Genomic DNA, 16,241 nt, shown 5'->3' with positions numbered 1-16,241 from the left:
TTGATTACTCCCCTTCGTCCAGGCTTTCCACACGAATGCGAGTAACCGGGCCGGCTATATCCGCCATGGCTTCGATTTCGCGGATCGCTTCGTTCATCTGCTTCTCCTTGGTGCGGTGGGTCAGCAGAATAATCGGCACCAGCTCGCCTTCGGTGGCTTCTTTTTGGATCAGCGCCTCGATCGACATGCCCTGTTCGGCAAGAATGGTCGCCACGCGGGCCAGTACGCCCGGACGGTCGACCGCCAGCAGGCGCAGGTAATAGGCCGTAGTGATGTCTTCCATGGGCATAATCGGCAGCTGGCTGACGTCTTCATCAATGCCGCTGAAGGCCAGGTAAGGCACCCGATAGTGGTGATCGGTGGAGATATCCCGCGCCACGTCGAGTAAGTCGGCCACGACCGCGGAGGCGGTTGGCTCTGCGCCCGCACCGGCGCCGTAGTAAAGCGTCGGGCCTACGGCATCGCCCATGATCGCAATGGCGTTTTTCACACCATGCACATTGGCCAGCAGGCGTTCTTTAGGAATCAACGTGGGGTGAACGCGCAGCTCTAGGCCATGATCAGTACGCTTGGAGATACCCAAATGCTTGATCACATAGCCGAGGTTGTCGGCCTGTTCGACGTCTTCCGCGGTAATCCTCGAAATACCTTCGGTGAAGGCTTTTTCAAACTGCAGCGGCACGCCGTAGGCGATCGAGGCCAAAATAGTCAGCTTGTGCGCCGCATCGATACCTTCCACATCAAACGTCGGATCGGATTCGGCATAACCTAGCGCCTGAGCTTCGGCGAGCACGTCTTCAAACGCTCGGCCCTCATCGCGCATGTGGGTGAGAATGTAGTTGCCGGTGCCGTTAATAATACCCGCCACCCATTCGATGCGGTTGGCACCCAGGCCTTCGCGCAGTGATTTGATCACCGGAATGCCGCCCGCCACCGCCGCTTCAAAGGCCACGATAACGCCCTGTTCGTGAGCCGCCTTGAAAATTTCGTTACCGTGCACCGCAATCAGCGCTTTGTTGGCGGTGACCACGTGCTTGCCGTTGGCGATAGCGGTGAGCACGAGTTCGCGAGCGATATCGTAACCGCCGATCAGCTCCACCAGGACATCGACATTGGGGTTGGTCGCGACTTCAAACACATCAGAGGTGGCATTGATGCCGGTAATATCGCAGTCAGGATGAATACTGCGGTGGGCCACCTGCTCAATCACAATAGGGCGGCCAGCACGACGCGCAATATCGTCGGCGTTGCGGGTCAATACGTTAAAGGTGCCGCCGCCAACAGTGCCTAAACCACAAATACCTACTCTTACCGGTTTCAAAATATTTCCCCTTTATTGTCGCGCACCTGATGGTGCTGGCCTTAAATACGGTGTGGAATTCGATCTTAAAGACGGTTTTAAAAGCGCTCTTTAAGATACTATCTCAGCGGTTGTAGTGTCACATCGTTGCGACGTTATTCGACCTCTAAGCCTAACATGGCGGAGAGCCGCTCGGGGGGCACAAATCCTGGCACTAGCTGCCCATTGGGCAAAATAATCGCCGGCGTACCTTGCACACCCAGAACCTTGCCCAGCTCGTACTGCTCCGACACGGGGTTGTCGCAATTTCCGGCGCTAGCAATTGACCGGCCTTCTTTTGCCTGGGTCATCGCTTCGCTGCGATTATCCGAGCACCACACCTGTTGCAAGGTGTCGGCAGCAGCACTGCCCATGCCCGCGCGAGGAAACGCCATATAGTGAACGGCGATGCCGCGCTCGTTCAATTCGGGAATGGTGTCATGTAGGCGCGCGCAATAGGGGCAGCTAGGATCGGTAAACACCGTTACGGTGGCCTTGGGCTCACGGGCGCCGCGAAAGACCACTAACTCACTTTCAGGCACCGCTGCCAGCGTATCAGCACGCTCCTGGTTCTGCTCTTGCTCGGTCAAATTAACCAGCCCGTCATCGCCATTTTCATACAGGTTGCCCACCAGGAAATAGCTACCGTCGGCATTGGCGTAGAAAGACTCGCCGCTCTCTAATCGAACGTGATAGATGCCATCCATGGGCGTTTCGCTCACCGTCTCCACCGGCATCTTCTGACCATTGACGCTAAGGGATTCTGCAAGGCGCTCAGTGGCATCATCGGCTTGGGCAGCAGTGGGTACCAAGCTGGCGGCGACGAGCCACGTCACAATCGACAAGGAAGTTAGGGTCTGACGCATCATCAATTCAACCTCGTGGGTGATGTTCTGCATGTAGATTTTCCAAGCGCGCCTGGGCGACATGGGTATAAATTTGGGTCGTCGACAAGTCACTATGACCCAGCAGCAGCTGTACGACCCGCAAATTGGCCCCATGATTCAATAAATGGGTGGCAAATGCATGCCGCAATGTATGGGGTGACAGCGGTCGGGTGATTCCCGCAGTGATCGCATGCACTTTAATGCGGTGCCAAAAGGTTTGCCGGGTCATGGCTTTGTCGCCCCGCCCAGGGAACAGTGCCGGGCGGGTTGGGTCACTCATCAGCGCCAGCCGTGCGGTTTCCATATAGTGCGCCAGCCAATCTGCGGCCTCTTCGCCCATGGGCACTAAGCGGTCTTTATCGCCTTTACCGCGCACCCTTACGACGTTTTGACGCAGGTTAACCGCGTCGCCGGTGAGCCCCACCAGCTCCGATACCCGCAAGCCACAGGCGTATAGCAACTCCAGCATGGCTCGGTCACGGACACCCAGCGGCGTATCGGTATCCGGGGCCATCAACAGCCGCTCTACCTCGTCTTCTTCCAACGTATTAGGCAAGCCGGGGATCACCCGCGGCAGCTTGATATCGGTGAGCGGGTCGCTTTCCACTTGATAGTTTAAACGCCCCCAGCGGTAGAAACTGCGTAGCGTCGACAGCAGCCGGGCATTGCTGCGTAGCTGATAGCCTTCCTCGCGGCGACTGGTCAGCCACTCGTTTAAACGCCCCGGCGCAGGCGCCAAAAGGGCTTCGCCGTGGCTCTCCAAGTGAGTTTGCCAAGCGGACAAATCACGCCGATAGGCGGCTAACGTATGATCGCTGGCACCCTGTTCAAGCCACAGAGCATCTAAAAATGCATCGATAACGCTCATACGTTAGTCACCTCCAGCCGCTTTATTGAGCAGCATAAACAAAACCCCGCCCCGCAGAGCGGTGACGGGGTCTTGGTATCTGGGCGCGACGCATACAAGAACAAACATATCCAGGTACAGCGTGCGCCCGAGAAAGAGTGGCGTTTAAGCCAGCTTTTCCTTGATACGGGCAGAACGACCACTGCGCTCGCGCAGGTAGTAAAGCTTGGCTTGACGCACGTCACCGCGACGCTTGACTTCGATCGAGTCAACCAGCGGGCTGTAAGTCTGGAAGGTACGCTCAACGCCAACACCGTGAGAAATCTTACGCACGGTGAATGCGGAGTTCAGGCCACGGTTACGCTTACCGATGACCACACCTTCAAACGCCTGCAGACGCTCGCGAGTGCCTTCTTTTACTTTTACCTGAACGATAATGGTGTCGCCGGGGGCAAAGGGAGGAATTTCCTTGCCCATTTGCTCAGATTCAATCGCCTGGATCACTTTGCTTTTACTGCTCATCATCATACTCCTGAATAACGTGTTGGCTTAACCGCTCAATCATGGGTGGCGGAAGCCGTGATCCCGGCGCTCGAAACGAGCTACGCGGGAGTCGTTATGGGTGACACAGGTGCGTTTTTTCGCCCTGCACCGCCGCTCTGGTCTAGGTAGTTAACCGTTACCTACTTAGTGGACAGAGCGTGTTCCTCGACAAACTCATTCAACAGCTTACGCTGCTCGGCGTCTAACGGCCGCCCTTCCAATAAATCCGGACGACGTTGCCATGTACGGCCTAATGACTGCTTTAAGCGCCAGCGCTTGATAGCCGCGTGATTACCACTTAACAGCACGTCCGGCACTTGGCGCCCGTCGATGACTTCTGGACGGGTATAGTGCGGGCAGTCTAGCAAACCGTCATTAAACGAGTCTTCGACAGCGGAATCCTGATGGCCCAGCACGCCGGGAATCAGCCTTGCCGCTGCATCAATCAGCACCATCGCTGGCAGCTCGCCGCCGCTCAGCACATAGTCGCCAATCGACCACTCTTCATCAATGTCACTCTCCACCACGCGTTCATCAATGCCTTCATAGCGTCCTGCCACGACCACTAAAGGTCCGGCGGAAGCCAGTGCTTGAACGCCCTGCTGATCCAGCTTACGCCCCTGGGGCGAAAGGTAGATCACCGTCGGCACTAAGCCAGTGGCTTGTTGCGCTCGTTCCCGGGCCGCAAAGATCGCTGCGCGCAGGGTGTCGACTTTCATCAACATACCTGGACCACCACCGTAAGGGCGGTCATCGACGCTGCGGTGACGGTCAGTGGCGTAATCCCGTGGATTCCAAAACTCTAGTGCAATACGTTGTTTGTCTACCGCTCTGCCGACCACACCTTGTTGCGTTAGCGCGTCGAACATTTCGGGAAACAGCGATACAACGCCAATCCACATCGCTGGGCCAATCCACATTGCTACTGCTTCGCTTTCCGTTTCCGGCGCGTTGCCACTTTCCAACTCAGTTGAATCTGCAGCTGCATCATTACGCAAACTGTTCATAAGTTTGGTCAAAACTCAGGATCCCAATCGACGACCATGCGGCCCTCTTGGGAACTGATTTCGATAATGACGTCATCTGGCAAAAATGGCAGCAGCCGCTCGCGCTTGTCGATTGACTCAGAATCACCGCGAACCACCACGACATCGTTGGCGCCGGTTTCAAACAGGTAGCTGACCCGTCCTAACCGCTCGCCGGCCTGAGTGAAGACCGCCATGCCTTCAAGCTCATGCCAATAATACTCGTCGTCGGCAAGCTTAGGCAGTGACTCTTTGGGCATCAATATATCCGTTTGGGCTAACGCTTCCGCGCCGCTACGGTCATCGACCCCTTCCAGTTGCACGACAATGCCTTTGCCCTGACGACGTCCCTGAATAATACTGATTCGCTTAAGGACTTCGCCTTGGCGCAGCCACCATTCTGGGTAATCTAGAATGCTGTCTATCGGGCTAGTGTAAGAGTAGACCTTGAGCCAACCTTTCACCCCATAGGGGCTCGTTAGCTTGCCTAGCACCACATGCGTGTCGTCAGTTTGGCTTAGTTCTTGACGTAGTTCAGAACGCGTCATTGACGACCTCAGCTAACCCAGCATTCATGTTGTTTAAACCACAGATCCAACAAGCAAGCTTAAGCCTGTTTGCGTGCTTCTTTTACCAGCTCAGCAACGCGGCCAGACAACTGGGCGCCTTGGCTCTGCCAGTGAACAACGCGGTCTAGGTCAACGCGCAGACGCTCTTCCTGACCACGGGCAACCGGGTTGAAGAAGCCGATACGCTCGATGAAACGACCATCGCGAGCTTTACGCGAGTCGGTAACGGTCAGGTGGTAAAAGGGACGCTTCTTGGCGCCACCACGGGCCAAACGAATGGTAACCATACGATAACTATCCTTCGGTTGAGGTTACGAGAGTGTGTTGTTAGCGCTAACCGCTATCCGAACACTCGTCGTGCTGTTTTCTTGGCGCTAAGCGTGCGTCATAAAGAAACTCGCTTAGACCATTAAGGCCTTCACTGAGCGCTGCAACCGCGACGTTTTTGACGTATTCGGGCTACACCCACGCATGAAGAGGCCGCATTCTACGCAAATGCGCTCGGCTTGGAAAGCCCGACAGCCAGAAAACTCTCAAGCCGTCAACCTTCCCCAGCGGGCCGGGCGTTAATTAGCGCCGCGGCAATCCGCCTGGGCCGCCCATACCACCAGGGCCGCCCGTTCCTCCTGGGCCACCCGGGCCGCCGCCGCCCATCATGCCCGACATGCCGCGCATCATCTTCTGCATGCCGCCTTTCTGGCCGGCTTTTTTCATCATTTTCTGCATCTGCTTGTGCTGCTTCAGCAGGCGGTTCAGATCAGGGACTTGCAGGCCTGCACCGGTGGCAATGCGGCGCTTGCGCGAGCCGTTGATAATCTCGGGCTTACGGCGCTCTTTGGGGGTCATGGAGTTAATCAGCGCTTCCAGCTTGCCAAGCTCCTTCTCAGGGCCAGGGCCTTGGGCCATTTCGGCCATCTGCCCCATGCCGGGTAGCTTGCCCATCAGGCCACCCATACCGCCCATTTTCTTGAGTTGCTGAAGCTGATCGCGAAAATCCTCCAGGTCAAAACCGTCGCCCTTTTTGACCTTCTTGGCCAGTTTGTCGGCTTTCGTTTTATCAACAGTCCGCTCGGCTTCTTCGATCAGCGACAGCATGTCGCCCATACCCAGAATGCGCGAGGCCACGCGGTCTGGGTGGAACGGTTCTAGGGCGTCGACTTTTTCACCGACCCCCATAAACTTGATCGGCTTACCGGTAATGTGTCGAACAGACAGCGCAGCGCCGCCGCGGGCATCACCGTCGGCTTTAGTCAGGATCACACCGGTTAGCGGCAGCGCTTCGCTGAACGCCTTGGCGGTATTGGCGGCGTCTTGGCCGGTCATGGCATCGACGACAAACAGCGTTTCCTGAGGCGAGACCGCTTTATGCAGCGCCTGGATCTCCGCCATCATGGCGTCGTCGATCGCCAAACGACCGGCGGTATCGATCAGCACCACATCGTGAAACTGGATCTTGGCGTGCTTGATGGCTGCTTCGGCAATCGCAACCGGCTGCTGGTCTGAACGCGACGGGAAGAAATCCACCTCGACTTCTTTGGCCAGGGTTTCAAGCTGGTCGATGGCCGCCGGGCGGTAGACGTCGGCCGATACCACCAATACTTTTTTCTTCTCACGCTCGCGCAGGTAGCGGGCCAGCTTGGCGACAGAGGTGGTTTTACCCGCGCCCTGTAGGCCGGCCATCAATACAACGGCGGGCGAGCCTTTGAGCACAAAGCCGTCGTTGGCTTCGCCCATGATCGCTTCCAGCTCTTGCTGAACGATCTTGACGAACTGTTGGCCTGGCGACAGACTTTTAGACACTTCCTGCCCGACCGCCCGCTCGCGCACGCGGTCAATAAATTCCTTGATGACCGGCAGGGCTACATCGGCCTCAAGCAACGCGCGGCGTACTTCGCGCAGAGTGTCTTTAATATTGTCGTCGGTCAGGCGAGCCTGACCCTTAATCGACTTTAACGTCTGGGAAAGACGCTCACTAAGATTCTGGAACATGGGGCCTCTCTGCCTCCGTCACTGCCGTTGGCGCGAACGCCCTGGACTAATAGTAGAAAGATTATACGCGCTCATGCTTTGAGTCTCCATGGGGGCATCCAGCGCCTCTGGCTATTTTCGTGCGTCTACCCTGCTGGGCGGCGCCGCTTGGATTAGTTATAGTAGATGAAATAGTTGCCTCGTAAGCACGTTTACACCGTTCAATTTTTCACAGCAACGCGCTGCAAGGCGCACGGATAGCATCATGCAGGCGCTCCCTTTCGCCACGATTGCTTTTGTTCTTTACGTTGCCGCGGCCATTTGGCAAGGCATGACCCTGTTCCGGCGTGTACCGCCCCGCCAAGGCATGGTGCGTCTGCTTGCCGTGCTGGGCCTACTGCTGCACATCCCCGTCGTGGTCAGCCTAGTGGGCCAATCACCCGGCCTGTTGCCAGGGTTTACCACCAGCGCCACGCTATTAATGGCGGTCGCGGTGAACGTTGTGTTGGTGGCCAGCCTGTTTAAACCGGTACTTAACGCCGGGATTGCGCTGTTTCCGCTAGCAGGCATTGCCCTGATGGCGGCCACATGGCTGCCGAATCAAGGCGGCCATACCGGCCTGACGCCGGGCATTTTACTGCATGCAGTCAGCTCTGCCCTGGCCTTTGCTGTCTTAGCGATTGCCGCCGCTCAAGCGGTGCTGGTCGGCCTACAGAACCAGGCGCTACGCCACCATCATATTCGCGGCATTGTGCAGTCGCTGCCTCCGCTCACCACCATGGAGCGGGTACTCTTTGAGTTGGTCTGGGCGGGCATCATTTTATTAACGCTCTCCATCGCGAGCGGCCTTATTTTTCTAGACAACTTTTTTGCCCAACACTTGGCGCATAAAACCGTGCTGTCACTATTGGCTTGGGTGATTTTTACCACGCTGCTAATCGGGCGTTACCGCTTTGGCTGGCGCGGTATGCGCGCCGTGCGCTGGACGCTCGGCGGCTGTGGCATCCTCGTACTCGCCTATTTTGGCAGTAAGTTCATACTTGAGATTGTACTCAATCGATAGCTACTCAATCGATAACGGCTAAACCGCTAAAGAGACGCAAACGCGCCTCTGGTTGTCTTGACACGCTATTCGCGACCTTCTACAAATCAAGCCTAATCCGCCACAAAGGACCTTTTGACTTGAGCGACGACTTCCCTCTGGGGTTACTGTTCGGCCTGCTAGCCTTACTGATACTGCTTTCCGCGTTCTTCTCCAGCTCTGAAACCGGCATGATGTCGATCAACCGTTACCGCTTGAGCCATCAAGCTAACAGCGGTGACCGCCGGGCCAAACGGGTCATGCGCCTGCTCACTCGCCCCGACCGGCTTATCGGCGTCATTTTAATCGGCAATAACTTCGTCAATAACCTGGCTGCCTCAATTGCGACCATTATTGCCATTCACTTTTTTGGCGATGTGTCAGGCCCGGCAATCTCTACTGCCCTGCTGACCATTACTATTCTTATTTTCGCCGAAGTGACCCCCAAGACCTACGCTGCCATCAAGCCCGAGAAGATTGCCTACCCCACGTCTTACGCCCTTGAGCCGCTGTTAAAGTTACTTTACCCGCTAGTATGGCTGGTGAACGCCGTTTCCAACGGCTTATTGCGTTTGATGGGCGTTAAAAGCGTCGATAGTGGTGGGGATAGCCTGACCCGTGATGAGCTGCGTACGGTGGTTCATGAAGCCGGCACGCTGATCCCCTATCGTCACCGCGCCATGCTGCTGTCGATCCTCGACCTTGAAAATGTCACCGTCAACGACATCATGGTGCCGCGCCACGAGGTGTTGGGTATCGACCTGGACGATTCCCTCGAAGATATCCTGACCCAGATTCGCACCAGTCAGCACACTCGCTTGCCCGTGTATAAAGGCGATATCAATAATATTATCGGCATGCTGCACCTGCGCAACGCGGCGCGCTTTCTGTCCCGCGATGAAGTCACCAAAGCCTCAATCGTGCAAGAAGCTCGCGAACCTTATTTCATTCCCGAATCCACCCCGCTGCACACTCAGCTTCTCAACTTTCAAAAGCAGAAGCGGCGTATCGGCATTGTGGTGGACGAGTATGGCGATGTGGAAGGCTTGGTCACTCTGGAAGATATTCTGGAAGAGATCGTCGGCGAGTTCACCACAGACGTGTCCGAAGACGAAGAAATTCACCAGCAGGACGACGGCAGCCATGTGATTGAAGGCACCGCCACTATCCGCGACATTAACAAGATGCTTGGCTGGCAGTTACCTACCGACGGCCCCAAAACGCTCAACGGGCTGATTCTTGAGCACCTGGAGTCTTTTCCCGAGGGCCCTGCGTGCCTGCAGATTGGTAACTTGCGCATGGAGATTCTAGAGATTCGCGACAATCTGATTACGTCGGCACGCTGCTGGCAGAAACTCAGGGTACCGCGCCGCTAGTCAGTCGTAAGCGAATTAACGGCGACGGGGAAGATCTTGATCAGCCGCCGCTTTTAACGCTCGGACCCGTGCTTCAAGAAACCGTCGTAGCGACATATCATCGGCTTCCAGACGGTTGAGCGGTGGCCCAAAGCGTAAGCTCACCGGCGCCCGAAAACGCTTTGGGTACTTCTTAAATGCTTTGCCGCCATAATGGGAAGTCCATGAGCCCCATAGACCCGCCAACCCGACCGGAATCACCGGCACATCGTCCCGAGCCAGAATTGCCTCCAAACCACGCCGGAAGGCATGTATCTCGCCATCTGGCGTTAGCCTTCCCTCGGGAAACACCATGACCACCTCGCCATCGCGCAGCGCAGCGCTAACGTCATCTAAGGCGCGCCGTAAAGCGCCCGGACTGCGTCGCTCGGACTCAATGGGAATCGCGCCAACCAATTGAAACCACCACTTAAGCCATGGCGAATCAAAAATCGGCTGGTCCATGACAAAGCGCAGCGGCCTGGGGCTAGCACCGCCGAGTATCAGGGCATCCATAAAACTGACGTGGTTGCAGACTACCAGCGCCGCTCCCTGCCGGGGAATGTGCTCCCGGCCGCTTACCTGCAGCCGATAACACAGCCGCATTGAGATGAAAATCAGCCCACGCAACACTCGACGTGCCACGTTGATCCACCCGCTCACGACCCGGCCTCATGATGACGCAAGCCTGCCAGAATAGTACTCATCAACTGATCCAATAGCTCATCGACCTTCAATTGCTGGCCTTGCCAGTAGCCTAAACGCTCATTCAGCCCGAGCTGAACCAGCCCGTGCACACTGCCCCACAGGGTACGCCCCAAACGGCGCGCTTCGAGATCATCCAGCGCAGGCTGATAAGCCTTAATCGACGCCTCCACTTGAGTAAACAGCGCTTCAATCAAATCGCTCTGGCGCTGATCAAGCTCACCCTCTTGGGCCAGCGGGTAATCAAACAACAGTTGCCAGCGGTAGCAGTCCTGCTCGGCGAAAAGCCAGTAAGCATGCGCCAGCGAGCGCAGCCAAGGCTCAGGATCATCGTCGGGCAGGCTGGTGATGGTATGCTGTAAGCGCGCCAAGGTTTCAACGTTGACGTGCTGCAATAAGTTATTAAAGCTGCCATATAGCTTAAGCAGCGTGCTGGGGGCGCAGCCGACGTCTCTGGCCAGGGCACGCAGTGACAGTCCATGGACTGGCTGCTCAGCCAACCACTCATCACAAGCGTGCATGACCTGCGCATGAAGGGCATCGGGCGCATGCTGTCTAGGACGGGCCATGGCGATCTCTTAGGTCAACGGCAAACAAAAAGGAGGGCCTCTCGCCACTTTAGTGGAAGCAAGGGATACGATAGGATACCTTACATCGAACACTGTTTTCGACACTAAAACACACCATTTCGTGCTTTATTGCGCGACATCCCCGGCTATCCCGGGTCACTTCCTCGACGATTTTGTTTAATTGCCAAGAAGATTCTAATTAATAGGAGATAGGTATGACGGGGCGATTGCATGTGCAAAATCTACCGCTGACCCGTTTGTTACCCACGCTCACCAATGCCGAACCTCTGGTGGAGTCACCCAACCTATCGCCACGGCGTCCCATCTCGGCGATTCGCCTTGAACAGGGGCAGTATCGGCTATCATCGCTTTTCTGGGGTCTGACGCCACCCTGGCTTGAAGTGCTGGATCACGCGCCGCACTGCGCCCGGGCTGAAACTCTTGAATCACGGCCGATGTTTCGCGACGCCTTTAACGCCCGCCGCTGCGTGATTCCGGTCAGCGGATTCTATGTCTGGAAAACTCAGCCGCGTAGTAAACAACCCTATTTAGTCGTCCAGGCATCCCGCGCACCACTGCTGCTCGGGGCACTATGGTGCCGCTACCACACCACGTTAACGGCGTTCACCGATTCCGCCGCACTGATCACCGTGCCCGCCAATCTGCTGCTATCACCGTTAACCGATCGCTTACCGGTCGTTATTCCCGACCATGCGCTGAGCGCGTGGCTCAACCCGGATACTGACCCCCAAACGCTTAATTCGCTATTATCGCCCGCGCCTTTGGAACTGTTGGGCGCTTTTCCGGTATCTAAGCATGTTAATAATCCTGCCTATCAGTCGTCGACCTGTGCCCACCCTACTGGGTCGATGTTGCGCTGGGCTGTGTCTCAGGAGCCGTAAATGTTACGACCCACTTGCTTGAAACGCTGGCGCTACCTCCCCCCGTACGCGCTGCTGAGTGTTATTGCCAGCAGCGCCATGGCGCCACTTGCGTTAGCCGCTAACGATGACGCCGTTGCCGACACGGTGGCTGACGCTGTCACTCCCATCACTAGCCCTTATGACAGCCGCGACTACCGCGTTCTGACGCTTGAAAACGGCCTTGACGTGCTACTCGTCAGCGACCCAGAGGCGGACAAAGCGGCGGCGTCAATGAATGTAAGCGTCGGCAGCGCCCAAGATCCCGATGATCTTCAGGGGTTAGCGCACTTTTTAGAGCATATGCTGTTTCTAGGGACCGAACCCTACCCCGAGCCAGATGCTTACCAGCGTTATATTTCCAATAACGCAGGCTCTCACAATGCCTTTACCGCTCAGCAGGATACCAATTACTTCTTTGATATTGAGCCATCAGCACTGCCGGGCGCGCTTGACCGTTTCAGCGAATTTTTTCTCTCCCCGTTGTTTAACGCCGACCACCTGGAAAGCGAACGCAATATCGTTCACTCGGAGTACATGGCGCGTATCCGTGATGAGTCGCGGCGGGAAAACGATGTCCTTAACCAGTTTTTTAATCCCGAAAATCCCACTACCGGCTTTGCCGTGGGCAGCCGTGAGACCCTAGCCAGCCCACCGGAAGGTCAAGCGAACCTGCGCGAGCGGATCATCGAGTTCTATCATCAACATTACGATGCCAACGTGATGAACTTGGCGATTGTGGCGCCACAATCGCTGGATCAGCTTGAAAAATGGGTCGCCGAACGCTTTGCCGAGATTCCCGACAACGATTTAAGCGCCCCCACCATCGACGCCCCGCTGGTGGAAGACGACACCCTGCCCGTTTATATCGAGCGCCATTCGCTGCAGGATCGTCACCAGCTGCGCTTCTACTTCCCTGTGCCGGACCCCATCAACGAATACCGCACCAAACCGGCCCAGCTTATCGCTCATTTACTGGGCCATGAAGGTGATGGCAGCCTACTAGCAGTGCTGCGCGAGGCGGGCCTAGCGGATGGTCTTTCCGCCGGTGTTGGCCGAAGCGATGGTAACGAGGCGTTGTTCACTGTCTCTATCAGCCTGACACCCGCAGGCGCCGAACGCCTGGAGGATATTGAAGCCACCCTGTTCGCCGCCATTGAGCAACTGCGCAACGAGGGCCTCGCCGCTTGGCGCTACGAAGAGCAAGCAAAGCTCAATGAGCAAGCCTTCCGCTTTCAGCAGCACGGCGCCCCGCAGCAGGAGGCAACACGTCTGGCCATGAACCTAGCGCGCTACCCAGTGAAAGACGTGCAGTACGCGCCTTATCGTATGGACGGCCCCAACGCAGAGCGCCAGCAGACCTACCTGGATGCCTTAACGCCAGACAACATGCTGCGCGTTTACTCTGCGCCGGATGTCGAAGGCGACAACGTGACACCGTGGTTCAATACCCAGTGGCAACAACAAACGCCCGACCAGCCGGGCCAGGCCGTGAGCGGTTTGTCGCTTCCTGGCCCTAACCCTTTTATTGCCAGCGATTTGACGCTGCTAGAAGGTCAGGACGAGCAGCCTAGCTTGCTGGTCGATACACCCTCGTTTAGCGCCTGGCATATGCAGGATGCCCGCTTCGACACCCCCAAAGTTGAGTGGCGTGTCAGCCTACAAAACCCAACCGCCAGCTACTCCACTGAAGAGGCAGTGCTTACCCGACTGCTCGCCAGCTGGCTCAACGACAGCCTCAGCGAATCGCTCTACCCCGCATGGCTAGCGGGCCATTCCTTTAGCGCCTACCCGCACGCCCGGGGCATAACATTATCATTCTCAGGCTGGCGGGATGGCCAAACCCCGCTGATTGAACAAGCCCTTGAGCAGTTAAAAAGTGCCGAGATCACCGACAACGCCTTTGAGCGCGTGCGTTACCAGCTGCAGCGCGAATGGCGCAACGCCCCCCAATCGTCACTTTACGGCCAAGCCAGCCGTACGTTAGGCGAAGCCTTATTGACCCCGCAGTGGTCTACCGCAGAGCTACTCGCTGCCAGTGACCGCTTTGACCGCGGCCACCTGGAAGACTTCCGCCAGCGCTTCCTAGACGCTCTGTATGTCGACGCCATGGCCGTCGGCAATCTTGACGAGGCGCTTGCCCGCGAGCAGGTACAGTTGATGCGTGGCGAGCTAAAGCCGCGGCTAACCCGCGATGATATTGCCAATCTAACCCCACTCGCCGCTAGTCAAGAGCCTACTGTCCTTCACCCCCACAGCACGCGGGAAGAGTCGCTGGTACTGCGCTACCTGCAAGGGCGCGATCAAACGCCGCAGGAACAGGCCACGACCATGGTCATTGCCAGATGGCTGGAGACGCCGTTCTATCAACAGCTGCGCACCGAGCAGCAGCTTGGCTACATCGTTAACGCAAGCTACTCGCCGCTGCTTGAAGCGCCTGGCATTGCCCTCATGGTCCAATCGCCCGACGTAGACAGCGGCACCATTGCCGAGCGGATAAATGCGTTTCTGGACGAGGCTAACCAGCGTCTTGAACAACTTAACGACGAAGACTTGGCATCTTACCGTCAGGCGGTGCATGACCAGTTAAGCGAACGCGATACCAGCCTTGCGGGCATGGCCAACCGCTACTGGCAAGCCACCGCGTTGGAAGACGTGCGTTTTGACCGGCGCGACCAACTGGCCGAGCTGGCGTTAAACGTTAGCCTTGAGGATGTTCAGGCGCTATGGCCAGCGCTGCGCGAGCGCACCCTGGATATCCGCTTTAATCCAGACGATGAACCCAGCGATATCAGCGATTACCGAGAAGCTCGCTCGCCCCTGCCCAAAGTGCGCGAAGCGTCAGACACCCCTTGATCATGATTTAAACGGGGGCCGGCTCAGGCATCAAACGCCTGGGCCGGCATCATGGCTTCCACAAACATCACCAACTCTTCCAGAATCTGGCGCTCCCGGTCAGTCAGCGTTTGCTGATTGTACTGGGCAATTTCCCGCGCAAACGCCTTTAGCGTAAAGCCCGCCAAGGCCGGATCGTTAATCCGCGCCCAGCGAAACGCTTCCCACTGTTCACGCTCTTCGCCTTCCAGGGTTTCAGGGTAGTTGCGCGCACGATAGCGAAAGAGCATCTCTTCCAAGCGCGGGTCTTGAAAGGCAAAGCGCTGCCCGACCAGATCCCACGGCTCCATCTCGCGCACCCGCTCCATCTGCTGACGGTCGGCGGCGGAAAAGAAGCTGCCCGAATAGAGCATTAGATCAGGGTCGTGCGGCGCATCGTCGTAACCAGCGTTAAATACCTCCGCCACCTTAGCGGCGACACCGCTGGCATCGCGCAAGGTTTTCCAGTGCTGACGGCAGGCGGTTACGTCCAAGCCTAAGCGCGCGACGATAGTGCCATACTCACCCTGGTGTGGCCCTTCAACGTCTTTCAAAGCACTGGCCGGAAAGACCACCGGGCAGCGATTAATATGGATGACTTTTAGCGGAATACGCGCATCGCCTTCGGCTAAATCCTGCTGACTGACAAACACGCGCTCACGAATCTGCTCCGCCGACATGCTGAGCATATCGCTAGGATCAACGCTCAAATCGTAAACGATCACCCCGTTAGGATTTGTCGGATGCTCGGCCAGCGGCATCACTAACGCACTACAGCCCCGGCTAGCCGGATAACGGCGGGAGATATGCAGCAGCGGTTTAGCATTAGGCAAGTCAAGCTGCTTGGCCACCGCGCGTTTACCGCGCAGGCCAAGTAAATAATTGAACAGTTTAGGGTTGCGCGCTTTGAGCAAGCGCGCCAAGGCGATGGTGGCGCGCACGTCGGCGACCGCATCGTGAGCGCCCTCGTGGGCGATACCGTTGGCTGCGGTCAGGTGTTCAAGCTTGAAGCTGGGCGAGCCGTCGTCGCGCAGCGGCCACTCAATCCCTGCCGGGCGAAGCGCATAAAAGGCCCGCACAACGTCGATTAAATCCCAGCGGGAGTTACCGTTTTGCCACTCGCGAGCATAAGGATCGAGCAAATTGCGGTAAAACAAATGGCGGGAAACTTCGTCATCAAAGCGCAGGCTGTTGTAACCCACGACGCAGGTGCCCGGCTCACTCATATAACGCTGAATCTCGCCCGCGAACTCAGCTTCGGGGAGACCATGGCGCTGGGCTTTTTGGGGCGTAATACCGGTGATCAAACAGGCAGCCGGGTGCGGCAGATAGTCATCGGCGGGCTTGCAATAGAGCTCAATTGGCTCACCGATCTCATTAAGCTCGGCATCGGTGCGCAGTGCGGCGAACTGAGCGGGCCGATCGCGTCGCGGGTCCGCCCCGAAGGTTTCATAGTCATGCCATAGAAAACTGGCAGGGGCAGCATTGGGTGGCGCCATGAATAAACACTCCGCTGGGCA

Annotated in this window: 15 protein-coding genes; 4 read left to right on the top strand and 11 right to left on the bottom strand. The window is 57.0% G+C overall.

Annotated elements, in window-relative coordinates; translation table 11 throughout:
* Window positions 1-4: 4 nt before the first annotated feature.
* From RZA33_RS09015 to ffh, 8 genes are all read right to left on the bottom strand, one after another.
* A complete protein-coding gene (locus RZA33_RS09015; RefSeq protein WP_317507521.1) occupies window positions 5-1,321 on the bottom strand; it encodes a homoserine dehydrogenase in 1,317 nt (438 codons plus the stop codon).
* 134 nt (window positions 1,322-1,455) lie between these two features.
* Window positions 1,456-2,238, bottom strand: coding sequence for a DsbC family protein (locus RZA33_RS09010; protein WP_317507520.1), 783 nt, complete (start codon window positions 2,236-2,238; stop codon window positions 1,456-1,458).
* Window positions 2,213-3,094, bottom strand: a complete 882-nt coding sequence (gene xerD, locus RZA33_RS09005) for a site-specific tyrosine recombinase XerD (protein ID WP_317507519.1) — start codon at window positions 3,092-3,094, stop codon at window positions 2,213-2,215. Before xerD ends, RZA33_RS09010 begins: the two co-directional genes overlap by 26 nt.
* A gap of 144 nt (window positions 3,095-3,238) precedes the next feature.
* Complete coding sequence (gene rplS, locus RZA33_RS09000) at window positions 3,239-3,595, bottom strand: 50S ribosomal protein L19 (protein ID WP_035564967.1); 357 nt, start codon at window positions 3,593-3,595, stop codon at window positions 3,239-3,241.
* 161 nt (window positions 3,596-3,756) lie between these two features.
* Window positions 3,757-4,518 carry a tRNA (guanosine(37)-N1)-methyltransferase TrmD gene (gene trmD / locus RZA33_RS08995; RefSeq protein WP_317507641.1) on the bottom strand — a complete coding sequence of 254 codons (762 nt, stop codon included), beginning with the start codon at window positions 4,516-4,518 and terminating at the stop codon, window positions 3,757-3,759.
* Between the two features lie 113 nt (window positions 4,519-4,631).
* The gene (gene rimM, locus RZA33_RS08990) at window positions 4,632-5,189 is read right to left on the bottom strand and encodes a ribosome maturation factor RimM (RefSeq protein WP_317507518.1); all 558 of its coding nucleotides are present in this window, start codon (window positions 5,187-5,189) and stop codon (window positions 4,632-4,634) included.
* Window positions 5,190-5,248: 59 nt separating this feature from the next.
* Complete coding sequence (gene rpsP, locus RZA33_RS08985) at window positions 5,249-5,497, bottom strand: 30S ribosomal protein S16 (protein ID WP_317507517.1); 249 nt, start codon at window positions 5,495-5,497, stop codon at window positions 5,249-5,251.
* Window positions 5,498-5,780: 283 nt separating this feature from the next.
* Window positions 5,781-7,199 (bottom strand): signal recognition particle protein, encoded by a 1,419-nt coding sequence (gene ffh, locus RZA33_RS08980; protein ID WP_317507516.1) that lies wholly within the window; start codon window positions 7,197-7,199, stop codon window positions 5,781-5,783.
* 244 nt (window positions 7,200-7,443) lie between these two features.
* On the opposite strand from ffh, the gene RZA33_RS08975 reads away from it, so the two are divergent.
* Both RZA33_RS08975 and RZA33_RS08970 read left to right on the top strand, forming a co-directional pair.
* The gene (locus RZA33_RS08975) at window positions 7,444-8,241 is read left to right on the top strand and encodes a cytochrome C assembly family protein (protein WP_317507515.1); all 798 of its coding nucleotides are present in this window, start codon (window positions 7,444-7,446) and stop codon (window positions 8,239-8,241) included.
* A gap of 119 nt (window positions 8,242-8,360) precedes the next feature.
* A complete protein-coding gene (locus RZA33_RS08970) occupies window positions 8,361-9,635 on the top strand; it encodes an HlyC/CorC family transporter (protein ID WP_317507514.1) in 1,275 nt (424 codons plus the stop codon).
* A gap of 15 nt (window positions 9,636-9,650) precedes the next feature.
* Here the strand turns inward: RZA33_RS08970 and RZA33_RS08965 are convergent, their stop codons facing one another.
* Together RZA33_RS08965 and RZA33_RS08960 are read right to left on the bottom strand one after the other, a co-directional pair.
* The gene (locus RZA33_RS08965; protein WP_416337858.1) at window positions 9,651-10,259 is read right to left on the bottom strand and encodes a 1-acyl-sn-glycerol-3-phosphate acyltransferase; all 609 of its coding nucleotides are present in this window, start codon (window positions 10,257-10,259) and stop codon (window positions 9,651-9,653) included.
* 53 nt (window positions 10,260-10,312) lie between these two features.
* Window positions 10,313-10,927: a TetR/AcrR family transcriptional regulator gene (locus RZA33_RS08960; protein ID WP_317507512.1), complete on the bottom strand. Its 615-nt coding sequence runs from the start codon at window positions 10,925-10,927 to the stop codon at window positions 10,313-10,315.
* A 215-nt stretch (window positions 10,928-11,142) separates the two neighbouring features.
* Between RZA33_RS08960 and RZA33_RS08955 the strand changes: the two genes are divergently transcribed.
* Together RZA33_RS08955 and RZA33_RS08950 are read left to right on the top strand one after the other, a co-directional pair.
* Window positions 11,143-11,829 carry an SOS response-associated peptidase gene (locus RZA33_RS08955; RefSeq protein ID WP_317507511.1) on the top strand — a complete coding sequence of 229 codons (687 nt, stop codon included), beginning with the start codon at window positions 11,143-11,145 and terminating at the stop codon, window positions 11,827-11,829.
* The gene (locus RZA33_RS08950; RefSeq protein ID WP_317507510.1) at window positions 11,830-14,703 is read left to right on the top strand and encodes an insulinase family protein; all 2,874 of its coding nucleotides are present in this window, start codon (window positions 11,830-11,832) and stop codon (window positions 14,701-14,703) included.
* Window positions 14,704-14,726: 23 nt separating this feature from the next.
* Here RZA33_RS08950 and sbcB read toward each other — a convergent pair whose 3' ends face one another.
* Complete coding sequence (sbcB, locus tag RZA33_RS08945) at window positions 14,727-16,220, bottom strand: exodeoxyribonuclease I (protein WP_317507509.1); 1,494 nt, start codon at window positions 16,218-16,220, stop codon at window positions 14,727-14,729.
* Window positions 16,221-16,241: the final 21 nt, after the last annotated feature.

It is taken from the genome of Halovibrio sp. HP20-59, from assembly GCF_033052795.2.
Lineage (GTDB): Bacteria > Pseudomonadota > Gammaproteobacteria > Pseudomonadales > Halomonadaceae > Vreelandella.
This window is presented reverse-complemented; position numbering and strand designations above follow the sequence as displayed.

What these genes read in the sequence shown, in the direction of transcription:
- rimM (WP_317507518.1), bottom strand. Translation starts at nt 5,189, where the DNA reads ATGACGCGTTCTGAACTACGTCAAGAACTAAGCCAAACTGACGACACG.
- rplS (WP_035564967.1), bottom strand. Translation starts at nt 3,595, where the DNA reads ATGAGCAGTAAAAGCAAAGTGATCCAGGCGATTGAATCTGAGCAAATG.
- RZA33_RS08950 (WP_317507510.1), top strand. Translation starts at nt 11,830, where the DNA reads ATGTTACGACCCACTTGCTTGAAACGCTGGCGCTACCTCCCCCCGTAC.
- ffh (WP_317507516.1), bottom strand. Translation starts at nt 7,199, where the DNA reads ATGTTCCAGAATCTTAGTGAGCGTCTTTCCCAGACGTTAAAGTCGATT.
- RZA33_RS08975 (WP_317507515.1), top strand. Translation starts at nt 7,444, where the DNA reads ATGCAGGCGCTCCCTTTCGCCACGATTGCTTTTGTTCTTTACGTTGCC.
- sbcB (WP_317507509.1), bottom strand. Translation starts at nt 16,220, where the DNA reads ATGGCGCCACCCAATGCTGCCCCTGCCAGTTTTCTATGGCATGACTAT.
- RZA33_RS08960 (WP_317507512.1), bottom strand. Translation starts at nt 10,927, where the DNA reads ATGGCCCGTCCTAGACAGCATGCGCCCGATGCCCTTCATGCGCAGGTC.
- RZA33_RS09010 (WP_317507520.1), bottom strand. Translation starts at nt 2,238, where the DNA reads ATGCAGAACATCACCCACGAGGTTGAATTGATGATGCGTCAGACCCTA.
- RZA33_RS08955 (WP_317507511.1), top strand. Translation starts at nt 11,143, where the DNA reads ATGACGGGGCGATTGCATGTGCAAAATCTACCGCTGACCCGTTTGTTA.
- trmD (WP_317507641.1), bottom strand. Translation starts at nt 4,518, where the DNA reads ATGTGGATTGGCGTTGTATCGCTGTTTCCCGAAATGTTCGACGCGCTA.
- rpsP (WP_317507517.1), bottom strand. Translation starts at nt 5,497, where the DNA reads ATGGTTACCATTCGTTTGGCCCGTGGTGGCGCCAAGAAGCGTCCCTTT.
- RZA33_RS08965 (WP_416337858.1), bottom strand. Translation starts at nt 10,259, where the DNA reads ATGCGGCTGTGTTATCGGCTGCAGGTAAGCGGCCGGGAGCACATTCCC.
- xerD (WP_317507519.1), bottom strand. Translation starts at nt 3,094, where the DNA reads ATGAGCGTTATCGATGCATTTTTAGATGCTCTGTGGCTTGAACAGGGT.